This window comes from Polynucleobacter sp. 15G-AUS-farblos, assembly GCF_018882445.1.
In the GTDB taxonomy this organism is placed as follows: domain Bacteria; phylum Pseudomonadota; class Gammaproteobacteria; order Burkholderiales; family Burkholderiaceae; genus Polynucleobacter.
In genome coordinates this window covers 171,828-185,881 of record NZ_JACVOM010000005.1, presented here as the reverse complement: position 1 = coordinate 185,881, position 14,054 = coordinate 171,828, and the positions used below count along the sequence as shown (strand labels likewise).

Annotated in this window: 14 protein-coding genes; 3 read left to right on the top strand and 11 right to left on the bottom strand. The window is 42.8% G+C overall.

The features are described 5' to 3' along the window. Window positions 1-47: 47 nt before the first annotated feature. A complete protein-coding gene (locus ICN41_RS09700) occupies window positions 48-476 on the bottom strand; it encodes a hypothetical protein (protein WP_216292725.1) in 429 nt (142 codons plus the stop codon). A 273-nt stretch (window positions 477-749) separates the two neighbouring features. Here ICN41_RS09700 and ICN41_RS09695 point away from each other — a divergent pair, with 273 nt between their 5' ends. After that, window positions 750-1,376, top strand: a complete 627-nt coding sequence (locus ICN41_RS09695; RefSeq protein ID WP_216292724.1) for a TetR/AcrR family transcriptional regulator — start codon at window positions 750-752, stop codon at window positions 1,374-1,376. Here the strand turns inward: ICN41_RS09695 and ICN41_RS09690 are convergent. Genes ICN41_RS09690 through ICN41_RS09675 form a run of 4 tightly spaced genes read right to left on the bottom strand, consistent with a single transcriptional unit; the run spans window position 1,365 to window position 3,154 of the window. Beyond that, on the bottom strand, window positions 1,365-1,841 hold the full coding sequence (locus tag ICN41_RS09690) for a DUF2127 domain-containing protein (protein WP_216292723.1): 477 nt from the start codon (window positions 1,839-1,841) through the stop codon (window positions 1,365-1,367). The two genes, ICN41_RS09695 and ICN41_RS09690, sit on opposite strands and share 12 nt — an antisense overlap. Before the next feature lie 17 nt (window positions 1,842-1,858). Further along, entirely contained in the window at window positions 1,859-2,464 is a 606-nt protein-coding gene (locus tag ICN41_RS09685; RefSeq protein WP_255537968.1) for a glutathione S-transferase, read from the bottom strand. Window positions 2,465-2,504: 40 nt separating this feature from the next. Next, window positions 2,505-2,918 carry a DUF2244 domain-containing protein gene (locus ICN41_RS09680; protein WP_255537967.1) on the bottom strand — a complete coding sequence of 138 codons (414 nt, stop codon included), beginning with the start codon at window positions 2,916-2,918 and terminating at the stop codon, window positions 2,505-2,507. 56 nt (window positions 2,919-2,974) lie between these two features. Beyond that, on the bottom strand, window positions 2,975-3,154 hold the full coding sequence (locus ICN41_RS09675; protein WP_216292720.1) for a hypothetical protein: 180 nt from the start codon (window positions 3,152-3,154) through the stop codon (window positions 2,975-2,977). Window positions 3,155-3,321: 167 nt separating this feature from the next. Here ICN41_RS09675 and ICN41_RS09670 point away from each other — a divergent pair, with 167 nt between their 5' ends. After that, the gene (locus ICN41_RS09670) at window positions 3,322-3,915 is read left to right on the top strand and encodes a histidine phosphatase family protein (protein WP_255537966.1); all 594 of its coding nucleotides are present in this window, start codon (window positions 3,322-3,324) and stop codon (window positions 3,913-3,915) included. 5 nt (window positions 3,916-3,920) lie between these two features. Here the strand turns inward: ICN41_RS09670 and ICN41_RS09665 are convergent, their stop codons facing one another. From ICN41_RS09665 to ICN41_RS09645, 5 genes are all read right to left on the bottom strand, one after another. Further along, window positions 3,921-4,250: a P-II family nitrogen regulator gene (locus ICN41_RS09665; protein ID WP_216292719.1), complete on the bottom strand. Its 330-nt coding sequence runs from the start codon at window positions 4,248-4,250 to the stop codon at window positions 3,921-3,923. After that, window positions 4,247-7,342 (bottom strand): efflux RND transporter permease subunit, encoded by a 3,096-nt coding sequence (locus tag ICN41_RS09660; protein ID WP_216292718.1) that lies wholly within the window; start codon window positions 7,340-7,342, stop codon window positions 4,247-4,249. The genes ICN41_RS09665 and ICN41_RS09660 overlap by 4 nt, the downstream gene beginning before the upstream one ends. A 3-nt stretch (window positions 7,343-7,345) precedes the next feature. After that, entirely contained in the window at window positions 7,346-8,692 is a 1,347-nt protein-coding gene (locus ICN41_RS09655) for an efflux RND transporter periplasmic adaptor subunit (protein WP_216292717.1), read from the bottom strand. Further along, window positions 8,692-9,963 carry a TolC family protein gene (locus ICN41_RS09650; RefSeq protein WP_216292716.1) on the bottom strand — a complete coding sequence of 424 codons (1,272 nt, stop codon included), beginning with the start codon at window positions 9,961-9,963 and terminating at the stop codon, window positions 8,692-8,694. Before ICN41_RS09650 ends, ICN41_RS09655 begins: the two co-directional genes overlap by 1 nt. Before the next feature lie 185 nt (window positions 9,964-10,148). Next, entirely contained in the window at window positions 10,149-10,481 is a 333-nt protein-coding gene (locus ICN41_RS09645) for a hypothetical protein (protein ID WP_216292715.1), read from the bottom strand. A 216-nt stretch (window positions 10,482-10,697) separates the two neighbouring features. Between ICN41_RS09645 and ICN41_RS09640 the strand changes: the two genes are divergently transcribed. After that, on the top strand, window positions 10,698-11,570 hold the full coding sequence (locus tag ICN41_RS09640; RefSeq protein WP_216292714.1) for a LysR family transcriptional regulator: 873 nt from the start codon (window positions 10,698-10,700) through the stop codon (window positions 11,568-11,570). A gap of 67 nt (window positions 11,571-11,637) precedes the next feature. On the opposite strand, the gene ICN41_RS09635 is transcribed toward ICN41_RS09640, so the two are convergent. Then, on the bottom strand, window positions 11,638-14,046 hold the full coding sequence (locus ICN41_RS09635; protein WP_216292713.1) for a GGDEF domain-containing phosphodiesterase: 2,409 nt from the start codon (window positions 14,044-14,046) through the stop codon (window positions 11,638-11,640). Window positions 14,047-14,054: the final 8 nt, after the last annotated feature.

Below are 14,054 nucleotides of genomic sequence, written 5' to 3'. Positions count from 1 at the left end.
GAACAACTTATAGACTAGCTTGCTTGCTTACCTGCTTGCTATAGCTATTATTTTCTGCTGATCTCGTGACAATCCGCTACAGGACCGGCATTCTTATTTGCAGGATCAATAGTGGTAGTTGTAAAGCAGAGGGCAATCTTATTAGGGTCAATAATCTTAAATGACGTTGTTCCTTGCTTGGTCGCAATTGCACCGCTTGAGAGATCTCCAGACAAAGATCCAACAAATGTAATACTGCTGCCTTTAATGGTAGCGGCACCTGAAAAAGTTCGACCCTCTTGCTTATCGACTTTATAGCTAATTTTTTCTTTCAAAAATCGAATTTGACCTGGACTACCGCCAGGATAAATACGACCCTCACCAATCGTAGCGTCATTAGTTTCACCATTCCAGGTACCGATTAAATTAGGTGTTTGTTGCGCAAATGCGCTTACTGAAAAACCAATACCAGCTAGGAGAGTTACGAGTAGTTTCATGTTGGAGCGTACTTTCATTAAGTTTGGATTGAAGAACTTTCAGCCCATTAGGACAGCGGGCAAATACTAAAGAACAAGGTATGTATTAGCTCATCAGCAATTCATGTGAAAAAAGAAAATAACATGATCTATTTAAAGATCTTGCTCTTTTATCTACCCCCTAATAGCCCTTAATTAGCCTGGTTTAGATGGTTATCTGGAATTCTGCTCGGTTTTTGATGCGCCTTATTTTCTTAGCTTAAAATTCCGAATACTTTTAGGAAAGTGCATTCAATGCCGAATAATTACGATTCTTACTTTAATAAGCCCTCGAAGCAAAAACGAGGCGAGGAGCGGGTTGAGAAAATCTTAGAATCTATCGAGCTAGCATTAGAAGAAAATCCAAATTGGAATTTGAATACTCGAACTATCGCCAAGAATGCGAAGATATCATCTGGGGCGATTTATCATCACTTTCCTTCGGTTGGAAGCCTCTTTGCTAGTTTATTTATTCGCAAAGTTAAAAAAACGCATTCTGTCACTATCGACTTGGTCAATTCATTGGGCCCCGACGTTACTCTAGATGATATTTGCAATATCTTGGTCGATCATGCATTTGAAGTGTGGGGCAAAGGAAATATACAAATCAAAAAAATAATGATTGACTACTTTTATCGAAATGCAAAAGAACCCGAGCTTCTGTATTCTTTTATAGACCCTTTAGTTCCCCACTTTCAAGCTTTTGTAGCGCGCAATACTACTAACACCATTAGAGAGATTGCTGAAGAAGAATGGCCTATGATTTTACGAACTACACAAACAGCCATTTCTAGTCCTTTTATTGAAAGACAAGCAATTGCTGGCACTGATCAACATAGACGATTTGCCAAAGATTGCTTTAGACGCTTGCTATCTAAGTGATCTATGCGATCTCTTGATCAGTAATATTCGCAATAAATACATGATGACCAGGATGCTGACACATAAAGAAATGAATGTGATCCAATTAAATCCGCTCATCAAACTCCAAGAAAAGAAGGTTACAGCAATAAGGCCGGTAAAGACTGCAAGCCATTCAGCCCAACTTTGATCAAACCAAATTCCCACTGCCTCACTAAAACGAACAATGGAAACAAGCAAGGCTAAGACAGATAATCCAAGGGCATTGAATTCAGAAAAGCTGGATAGCCAGGCAGGAGTAATGCCAGCCATTCCGATGATTCTATTGATATAGGGCTTATTCAATAAACCCTCTCCGGCGAGAGATAAGTCCTGCTGGGATAACCAGAATAAACAGGCCGCCAAAGCTAGCGCACCAATACCGCGTATTGTTTTGAAGACGGCGATGAGCTTTAATCCGTTTGGCATGGCGCCATTATCGATCATGCTGTGAAAATGAGTTCTCAGTCCACCCATACAGGGTATTTATTCATCACAGAGCTAAAGAGCTCAGACTCCAACAATTGATTTAGCCACTGCTTTGTTTTCGGATAGGGCAATGCATTGAACTTTTGCAGATCCACCATCGAAAACTGTCTTATAAATGGAAAGATGGCGATATCAACCCATGAAAGCTTACTGCCCAATAGGTAGGGGTTTGAATGCAAAGCAGTCTCTATAGGCTTCAGCATGAGTTTGCATACAGAACTGAGAACTTCTGTTTGCTCAAGCTCTGGGAAACGATTGGGATATTTATATTGATCTAAGAGAAGCTTAAATGGGCCATCATTTTTTTCAATCCACTCTTGAGCGAGACTGTGATCCACACTCAACCATCCATCGGGATCTGATTGCTCTAGCGCCCAATGCATGATGTCAATGCTTTGGTCGAGTACTAGCTCATTTACACATAAAACAGGAACAGTTCCTTTGGGTGATGCGAGCAACATGGATGAGGGCTTATTACGCAACTCAATTTCTCGCTGCTCAAGCTCAATGCCTGCATACTTCAATGCCATACGCGCCCGCATGGCATAGGGGCATCTTCGGTAGGAGTACATAATAGGCATCATCGATCCATTATCGCTGGAGAGACAATTGCTCAGCACCTCAACCCAAGTGGGCCCGAACTGAGGAAATTAAGGGCAGCTGTTGCTCTTGCCTCAAGAACTGGCCGAGTTCAACCCGCTGATCTGATTGACTAATGACAAATACTTTTTGACCCTGCACAGGTGGCTCAATCTTGGCCCACTGCGTATTGAACTCATAAGTAGTTTCTTTATAGCCAATAAATTTGCGGACGATGAGGCGTCGATTAACGATTTCAATCGACTCATAATCTAATGCATGCCGGCAATAAATCAGGAATCCAATAGTGACTGCCGTTAACTCTAAGCCAGTAAAAATAGGGATAACCCAAACACCTGCCAAGAGAAATCCAATAGCAACAGTAATCGATAGGCAGACTAGAGCAATATAGAACTTTAGCAACTGCTTCGGTGATAGCGCACAGTTGCGTTTCATCTGCCAAGTTTTGGTTTGGTAATTTTGCATTGCCGTTACAAAAACAGTGGATACGCCTAAGACTCGGGGCCTAAATCCTTAGGGGTCTGCTTTGGCTTGAGTGGGCTAGGAGATTTAGTAATCAAACTAGGGTGAGCCATTTTTTCACCATCCCACACCTGACCACACCAACATTCTCCATCGGCATTAATAATGCACACACCAGATCCACAACAACGTTTATCAGTTTTAACCATTCTCAAAATACCTTTGACTCATATCCATTTATAGACCCTTAGCGGGCAAATCTAGCCATATTGTTTGCTTAGTGTGGCACAAATTGGGCGCTGATGCATTTGACTTTAGAGGGAAATAACCAGCCTCAGCAAATAATGAGAATCTTGAATAAACTTAATAAATTCAAATGATTGCCTATATGAAACCCTCCAAACTGATTCCCCTGCTTTTTTTCACTCTTCTAAGCACGATTGCCTCCACTCAGGCTTTTGCCAATTTAGCCCAAGATTTAAGTGATGGTCGACATGTTCTGCTGATGCGCCATGCGGATGCTCCAGGCTATGGAGACCCCAAGGGTTATCAGCTGGATCAATGCGCTACCCAGCGCAATCTTGGAGAGGTAGGAAAAAAACAATCCCAAATCATTGGCCAATGGCTCAAAAGTCAGGGCATTAATAATGCACGGGTCTTCAGTAGCCCCTGGTGTCGTTGTATTGATACTGCGAAGTTACTGAATTTAGGGCCAGTCACTATTGCACCAGAGTTAGGCTCATTTTTTGATGATATGAGTCTGGAAAAAGAGCAAACCCGTAATCTAGAAAAACTGATTAAAGCACAACTGAGTTCAAAAGTTAAAACGCCGATCATTATGGTGACACATCATGTCAATATTCAGGCGTTCACAGATAAAGTGGTAAACGTGGGAGATATGGTTTTAGTTAAGGTAGATCAAAATGGCCGTTATGTCTCGCACCAGCACTACCCTAGTCCAAAGTTTTAATCGAACTAGATTGAGCCAGTAGACTTTGCAATGAAATAGCCCTTGGGTACTGGAGTGCACCAAACTACACCATCACCAACCTGCCCTGTCTGACATACTTTAACGATCTTATCCATTAAGACATCAGCAACATCGGCACTGCAAACAATCTCAATCCTGATCTTTGCCGAATAATCCGTGAGCTCATCCTTAATAGTTGATTTATTGGTTTTAGAGGGCGCACTACAACCCTCAACCTTAAATACTGTCATCCCAGGAAACTCTGGCATCTCCAGCAAGGCTGTCCTTAATGTAGCTAATTTATTAGGGCGTATAACCGCCTTGACCTCCATCATGCTTCTATCTCCTTATCCTCAAACCATCTATACAAGACTGGCAATACCAACAATGTTAATGCGGTAGACGTAACCAAACCAGCAATCACAACCGCTGCTAATGGGCGGGTGACCTCAGAGCCAGGACCGCCGGAGAACAACATAGGCACCAAAGCCAACATCGCCACAGAAGCAGTCATCATGACCGGCCTAAATCGATGGCCACATCCGTGCAACAAAGCATCTTCCATACTGTAACCATCTTCACGTAATTGCTTGATAAACGATATTAAGACCACGCCATTGAGAACGGCAATTCCCCATAAGTTAATAAAGCCCACTGCAGCAGGAACCGACAAATACTCACCAGTAATAAAGAGACCGAATACTCCGCCAATAGAGGCAAATGGCAATACCAAAATAATCAAACTGGCTAGGCGAAGCGACTTAAACAGCATGAATAGCAAAAAGAAAATAGCCAAGATCGTGAGCGGAATAATAATCATGAGACGCGCCATCGCTCTTTGCATATTCTCGAACTGGCCGCCCCACTGCAATGTATAGCCTTGAGGAAGCTCGACATTTTTAGCAATGAGCTCTTGGGCCTCTTTAACAAAGCCTCCCAAATCGCGACCCTCGACGTTGACACCAACCACTAGGCGGCGCTTACCAGACTCGCGAGATATTTGTGCTGGACCCTCCACCAAGGAAATTTCAGCTAAGTCACGCATTAAGACTTGCGCTCCATCTGGTGAATGCAAAATAATATTTTCAATCGCATCAATCTTGTTTCTATAAGATGTGGGATAACGCAATACCAATGGGAAACGTCTCTCCCCCTCATAAACAGTACTTGCTTGTTTACCACCAATAGCCGTTTCTATCACTTCATTGACATCAGAAACATTAATACCGTAGCGTGCGATCGCATCACGATCAATTTTGATATTCAAATAGTTTTGGCCAGATGCTTGCTCAATACGCAAATCATTACTGCCCTTCATTTTGATCAGGGTTTGGCCGATCTGCGAGCCTAGTTTTTGTAATACAGCGAGATCTTCACCAAAAATCTTCACCGCCACCTGTGAACGCACACCTGAAACCATCTCATCTACACGAGCAGCAATCGGTTGAGAAATTGCCAACTCAATACCAGGCAAAGTTTTCAATTTCTCTCGTATCTGTTGTGCAATCTCTTCTTGGCTATGGTCTCGATCACCTAAAGGCTTAAGAGTCACAATCGGATCTGATTCATTTGGCTGACCAGGATCAGCTGGTGACTCACCCTTACCTAAGCGTGACACAGCCATCTCTACACCAGGAATGGTCATGATGCGTTTGATTGCCTCAAACTCTAATTTAATGGACTCATCTAGAGAGATATTGGGGGCGCGGACAATAACAGGGGTAATTGATCCCTCCTGCATAACCGGAATAAATGCCTTACCCAGTAATACAAAGCCAACAAGACTTAGGCCTAAAGCAATGAAAGATCGTTTAACAACTAATTTAGGATTAGCAAGACTCCAGTGCAGCCAACGCTCATAGGGTGCACGCATTTTTTTAACGATCTTAGTGTCATCTTCACTTCCACCTTTAAGGATGTATGAACATAAGACAGGGGATAGCGTGAATGATAAGAGCAGTGAGATTGCCAAAGCGATGGCGATGGTAATAGCCATCGGAGCAAACATCTTGCCCTCCATACCCTCTAGCGAGAGTAAAGGCATAAATACCAGAATGATGATGCCAACACCGAACAAGACTGGTTTACCAACCTCAGTAGCTGCTTCCAAAATAATACGGTTTTTAGACTCACCCGCTTTTAAGCGTTCGCCCAATTTAGCAAAGGTATTCTCAACGACAACGACGGAGCCATCGACCATAATACCGATCGCAATTGCAAGGCCGCCTAATGACATTAAGTTCGCTGAAATACCATAGCGATTCATTACCAAGAAGGTTAGTAGCGGGGTCAGTATTAGCGTTGCAACCACAATCAAGGAAGACCTAACGTCACCCAAGAATAAGAACAGCAAGATAATGACGAGAATGACGCCCTCAATCAACACTTTGGCCACGTTAAACATGGCTGCATTAACTAGATCTGTACGGTCATAGAACGGGACGATCTGTAATCCATCCGGCAATAATTTGCCCTCATTGATTTCGGCAACCTTTAGCTTGATACGATTCACTACTTCTCTAGCATTACCGCCACGAATCATTTGCACAATACCGGCGACACTTTCGGTATAGCCATTCTTAATAGCAGCACCCTGTCTTATCTCGCTTCCGATTGTTACTTCAGCGACGTTCTTAACGTAAACAGGGATTCCCTTAACTTCTTTAAGAATAATTTTGCCAATATCCTCAGGCTTGGTAATCAGACCAAGACCGCGGATCAAGTAGCGCTCTGCATAACTTGGTAGCTGCCCACCGCCCGAGTTCGCATTGTTACGAGCGAGAGCTTGATAGACATCTTGCAAGCTAATTTGATAATGGCGTAAGCGTTCAGGATTAACGAGTACTTGATACTCCCTCGCATAACCACCTTGAGTATTAATCTCTGCAACACCTGGAATAGATCGCAGCATCGGGCGAACAATCCAATCCTGAACAGCTCGGCGATCTGATAACTCATCCACACTCAACTCACGATGTCTATCCGAGGGATGATCTAAGGTGTATTGATACACCTCACCCAATCCGGTAGAGGGTGGCGCAAGCACTGGAGTAATGCCTTCTGGCATCTTGGATGCAACTTCAATCAAGCGCTCGGTCACCAATTGACGTGCAAAATAGATGTCCGTTTTTTCGGTAAAGACCAGGGTAATGATGGAGATACCATTGCGATTTAATGAGCGCATCTCGGTGAGGCCCGGCAGACCCGTCATACCCAACTCAATCGGGATTGTTACAAAACGCTCGATTTCTTCAGGTGACTTACCAGGTGCTTCAGCAGCAACTTGTACTTGCACATTGGTTACATCTGGAAATGCGTCGACCGATAGTCGCTTAGTTGCTAATAAACCCGCAACAAACAATACGACAGCAATGATGACAACTAGTAAACGCTGTTGAAGCGATAGCCGGACAAGTCTTTCAATCATGTGTTAACCGCCACTCAGCTGACGCTTACGCTCAGTATTGAGATGGTAAGCACCATCAATCACGATTTCCTGGCCTTCCTTCAAACCAGAAATCACAGGTCTAAACCCTCTACCTTCCGGTCCAAGCTTGACTGGCACCATGCGATATAAATCGTCATCTACACGAACGTAGACGTGATCATGATTGTCTTCACGAATCACAGCAGCAACTGGAACAACCAACTTATCAATAGGCTGGCTCTCAATCAGCATCGTTGCCAGCATTCCAGGCTTAATTTGCCCTTCTTTATTTGGTAGCTCCATTCGAACCACAACTGTTCTAGTCTGTGGATTAACGATAGAGTCAACATGCGCAACCGTACCCTCAATCTCTTGATTGCGTAAAGCTGGAATGATTAAAGAAGCCTTTTGACCCTTGCGAATTAAGTAGGAGTTGCTTTCTGGTACTTCAGAAATAGCCCAGAGGGTTGATAAATCGGCTACTGTAAATAAAGCATCCGCTGGCTGCACAACCTGCCCCTTATTAATCTTGCGCTCCACAATCTCACCGGGGATGGTGGCGATCACATTGTTAATAGACTCAATCAGGCCTGATTTAGCTAAACGATCAATATTGATCTGGTTCATGCCTTGGACTCGCAACTGATCATTGGCTGCACGATATTCAGCTTTAGCACTACTAGACTCTGCCTCACGCTTTTGTAATTCTGCCAATGCAATCACGTCTTCTTTAAAGAGAATTCGGGCACGATCAGCAGCTTGGTCAGCCAATTGACTTGCGCTCTTTGCTTTTAGAAATGCCAATTGCGATTGGGTTAATTCAGTAGAGGTAATTTTTGCCAATACATCACCCTGCTTTACGATCTGCCCAGGCACAGCCAAAATCTCTGAAACCCTTCCGGTGACGTTGGCACCAATACGAGATAGATTAAGCTCATTGAAATCGATGCGTCCTGAAGCTCTAAGCTCCTCAACAAAAGGCGCAATCTGTGCCTTGCCATCGGTAACCATTTTTCGCAAATCTTCATTCACCACAACAACGTTGGGATCCTGTACTGATTTGATAGCAGGACTACGGTCAAATACGTTGAAATAATTCAGCACAATCAAAAAAGCGAGCAACCAAGGCAAATAGAAAAAGCTCCGCTTTAGCCACTGCGGGGATCGATCGTAGCGCTGTGTAGCTGCTGGCAGCTTATTGGCAAGCCACTGATGGGCTGTTGCATACAACTGTGTTTGATATGTCGCAACCTGATTCAGCCAGTCTTTGCCATAGAAGAGCGCTTGATTAATACCCGTGCTAATCCATTGCTTGGCTTTGGAGAACATTGTGATGATTTCTTGCTTCATTACTTGCCACCCTCTATCTTGGCTAACCACTCTGGATTTGCTCTTAATCGTTGAATCTCGGTTACGACCGATGCCAAATCAAATCTCGCTTTAATTAAATCGTTACGCGCAGCACGAAAGGTTCTTTGCGCATCTAAATATTCCAACATGCCACGTTCACCATAACGATAGGAGACTTCTGCAATTCGTCTTGCACTAAAGGCTAGCTCTACGACCTCTTGATCCAAAACCTTCACTTGATAACTTGCCATCTGATACAGCTTGTACGCAGTTTCAAGCTGCTGCTCCAGATTTTGACTTTGTGCATTTAATTGATTCTTCGCTTTTGATGCATTGGCTTCTGCTTCGGCAACTTGTCCACTCTTAAAATCCCAAATCGGAATACTGACTACCAAACCATAAAGTCGATCAGTAAAGTTTGGATCGTTGTACTGTGATGCCTTAAATGAGAGACGTGGCAATCGCGAGTTCTTCTCAAAACTCAATTTAGATTCGCTTGCCTCTACTTCAGCTTTTGCTTTTTGCAAGTCAGGACTCTGTGATTGAATTTCCGCCATTAAGATATTCAGAGGTGGTAATAATTCGATCTGAGGCTGCTCTGCGATCACCTTAAAATCGGCTGGTAAGACATGACCAACCACCTGCCTTAACTGGCTGCGCGCTTGATCGACCCTAAGGCGACTCGATTCCTGGGCAATTTGGGCATTCAGAAATTCTGTTTGAGCACGAATCAACTCAAAGCGAGCCGTATCTCCCACGTCATACCGAACCTGCATGCGATCGCGGATTTGTTTTGTTAGGTTAAAGTCCTCATCAGCGGCTCTAGACTCTGCCTCACGACGCATGAGCTCATAAAAACGTTGCTGAACCCGAGAAATGGTTTCAATTTCAAATGCCACTCTAGTTGCTTCAGCAGCTCGCAGATTCGCCTCTGCAGCATTGACCCTCGGGAAACGGGTGTAAGGCATATCTAATGGCTGTGTTACTGCCCAAGATGAGACATTGCCGACAGTTAACGGGCTAGTAACCGATCGCTGCTGTCCCGTGCTTACCTCAAATTCCGGATTAGGAATGGCGCGTGCAATCGATACCTGACCCCGAATTGCTTTTGATTGATCTCTTGCTGCCAATACCTGAGGGCTAGACTCAAGCGCAATTCCAATTAATTCATTTAGTGGAAATGCTTTTTGTGATTGAGCAAAAGCCGATCCAGAGGACCATACGAGTAAACACAAAACTGTGCCAGCAAATAAGTATCTTACAGAAAACATATGAGATAAAAAAGTAGAGTTCAAAATTTAGCCATTTATTCAAAAGTAAATGGTCTTGCCCTAACTTAATACCCATATACCGGACTGGTTGGTCGTATTGACGATATATGGGACCCATTGCTGGGCAGGCTACTCCCCGCTTAATAAGCTATTAGATCATATAAAGCACTTTTATGATAATTGTTCTATGCATAAGCATTTTTAGAGAGGCGCCCATACTTCTGTGCTTTATTAATCGCCTTTTGAAGGTGCTTGTAGGCCTTCTTTAGCCCCATCTCTAGGGCCGTGCGACGGTCTCTAGCAGTGACGCTTACCTCAATTTGACGATGATCAAAAGTTTGTAATTCAATCAAGCAATTTTGATTAAATGCGGTGCTTGAAAGTTTGACAGCTGAGTACTTCACCTTGATTTTTCTTACTAGCCAAATAAGGCGCTTTAAGGAAAATTTCACACGGTTTTCAGTGAAAACTTTCAATTCAGGCTCTAAGACTTCTTTATTCTCCAAAACTACGTCCATCGCATTTCTCCTATAGGGACAACAGATCCGCAATTTAGCGGTAATAACCCTTTTAACGAAGCGGAAAATCTAGGCTCAATCGCTCCATTTCCACCCCTCAATCCCAGCCAATCCAGAATGTCATGGGTTTCCATGGGAGTAATTTAGAGTAATCTTAATTAAGATAAAAGCAGATATATATTGATTATAATTTCGTAAATAACTGAATGTTTAGATATGAACTATAACTACCGGCATCTTTATTATTTTTGGGTTGTAGCTAAGGCAGGCAGCATGTCTAAGGCTGCTGAACGGCTTGGTATGGCTATACAGACTATTAGCACTCAAGTTCATGAGCTCGAAAAATCTTTAGGTTATTTACTTTTTAAACCTGCCGGAAGAGGCATTGCTTTAACAGAATCTGGCTTTGCTGCCCTGAAGGTAGCCGATGAAATATTCTCACTGGGTGAGAAATTGCCTGAACTAGTCAGAGATGCTGCCAAGGCCCCCAAAAGTAAAATTGCTGTTGGGGTATCTGATGGTCTACCCAAGTTAGTAACCAAGCAATTATTAGAGCCCATACTCAAACATAAAGATGTACTACTGATTGCGCACGAAGGTGAATTCGATGATCTCTTAGCTCAGCTTGCTCTTCATAAGCTCGATATCGTTTTAGCAGATCGCCCAGCACCAAATAATAAAAACCTAAATGTGTACAGTGAGCAACTCACCAAATCGCCTATGGCCTGGTATATCCCTAAAATATTGATTAAGGACAATAAGAAAGTGTTTCCAGAATGCCTAAATCATTTACCTATCCTATTACCAACAACTCACTCTACTGTTCGCGCTTTACTCGATCAGTGGTTTACTAAAAATAACGTTGTCCCCAATGTTGTGGGTGAGTTCGAAGATAGCGCCCTCCTAAAAACCTTTGCTGCAAGCGGACTTGGCGTCTTCCCAGCTGGAAGGTTAATTCAAAAGGACCTCAAGGATACTTATGAAATTGAACTACTGGGATCGTGTGATGATATCTATGAATACTTTTATGCCATTCGATCAGAAAAGAAGATTCATCACCCCCTAGTAGAAGCGATTATTAAGCGTTAGGTGCTATTTGGCCAATTACTAAACAAGGGATTATTTATCTCTTAAGTTATTTGCTAGCATCGCAATTTTATTTTTTAGTATTGATATCTTTTAAGGGCTCTTGAAGACTTTCGCTTGGCCTACCAAAGTACCATCCCTGGAAATAGCCACACCCTTTTTGGTACAGAATCTCATATTGCTCTCGTGTTTCGACGCCTTCTGCAATAACTTTCATTTGAAGGCCCCTAGCAAGATCCAAGATAGCATCTACGATCACCTCGTTGGCTTTGATCTCTCCTAATCCTGCAATAAATCGCTTATCAATCTTCAGATATTGAAATGGAAGATCTGCAAGATACTTAAGAGAGGCATAGCCTGTTCCAAAATCATCCAAGGCAAATTGGATGCCATGTTTCTGCAGATGAAGCATGACTTCTCTGGCTAAAGTCACATCAGATAAAAAGACATTTTCAGTTAATTCAAGATTCAGACGATGCATTGGCACATCATGCGCTTCACACATACCAATCAACTGATCAGCAAAGCCTGGATTGAGTAATTGATGTGCACTGACATTCACCATGATGGAATGGTCGCCGGATTTGACCCAGATTTCACGATGACTCAAGATGTATTTGAAGATGGCATTACCAATCTGAACAATTTGCCCGCCCTCCTTTGCGAAGGGTATAAAGTCATCCGGCATGACTATGCCTCGCTCTGGGTGACTCCATCTAGCCAAAGCCTCATATGCTAGGCACTGACCATCTCGACCAACAATGGGTTGATACACCGCGAAAAACTGCTCCTTATCCGAAGCATCACTAAGTTCATCGACCAAACTAATCGACCGATCAAAATCAGCCTGCATATGATCGTCAAAGAATCGATAACTTACCCCATGATCCTTCTTAGCAGAGTACATTGCCAGATCTGCAAACTTGAGAATGTCATCAAATTGAGCGACTTCTTCACCAAAAATGACTACGCCACTACTCACTTTAATATTGACATGAATACCACCTCCCAGATGTATGGGCTCTAGTAGACTCGCTTCTATCCGCTCAATAATTTGTTCGAGCATAGTTGTGGCATCTGATTTTGTCGCACTCACCTGCTCTAACAGGATTAAAAACTCGTCCCCTCCAATTCTGGCAACAATATCTTTTGGTCTGATAGCGTGCTGGATTCGTTTACCAAACTCAGACAACAGTATATCCCCGGTGTAATGACCATATCGATCATTTACATTCTTAAAATCATCCAAATCAAGATAAATCAAGCCTGAGTAAGTCTTAGTTCGGGTCGATTCACTGATTGCTCTGTAGATACGATCTTTGATGTAATTTCGATTCGGCAACTTAGTCAATTGATCAAAGAATGCAAGTTCATTAATTTGATCCTGATCTTTCTTACGATTGCTAATATCCGTGATTGCCCCAATCATTCTTAGCGGCTCGCCACTTGCTTTTCTTTCAACCACTCGACCGCGATCCTGTACCCAAATAATATGGCCATCCTCACGCACCATACGGTACTGCACTTGATAGGGTGCATTATTAAGTAAGGTAATCTCGAGGTGATTTAATACCATACCTAAATCATCGGGATGTATATGCATCTTGAAATCATTGTGGGTCATTACTCTTTCGCCAGAACTGTGTCCGACAATGTCATGCCAGCGTTCGTTATGTTTAACTTCGCCAGTGGCAATATCCCAATCCCAAATACCATCGCCCGTAATATCCAATACATAGCGTAGCTGCTGCTCTGATTTGGCGATCTTTTGATCAGCTAAATCTAATTTCAATTGATTTAACTCTTCAGCAATGCTGATTCTTTTAATCTCTAATAATTCAATTGCCAGACCACCAAAAATCATAAACCTTAAAATCGATACAATTAAGAGGGTCACAAAAATTACACTATTGATCGCACCACCTTCAAACGCAAATCCAGCTTTAAGCTGAACCACGACAATAAAGCGGATGAACCAAACTAAAGCGGATATTAAGAATGTAATACTGAGGGCTGCGGCAAGACCCAGTTGATTCTTTCTATAAAACCTTAGAGCCAGTAAGAATCCATGAAAATTCACAGCGGCTAAAAATACAGCTACCACTGCCGGTTGATAGTTTGGGCCAATATATTCACGTACAAACCATAAGCAGGCGAGTAATATGGCTGTAGTAATCACATAATAAATAATCAAGCGCTTAAAAGGACGCTCGCACTGAAGCAGAATGGATATCGAATGATTAAATAGGAGTGATGCTACGAAAGCACAGATCACACTAGCTTGATATGCGAGAGCCTGATTCAAATATGGAATGGATGCAGTAATTAATCCGCCTATACCCATTAATACGCTTGCAGCTATCCAATACATCACGTATTTACGCTGGTCTTTCATGTGATAGAGACTTAATAAAGCAGCACTAAAAAATGAAAAAAGGCTAAAGAAAACTAAGATGGTTTGGGATAGATTGGTATACACAATGATTA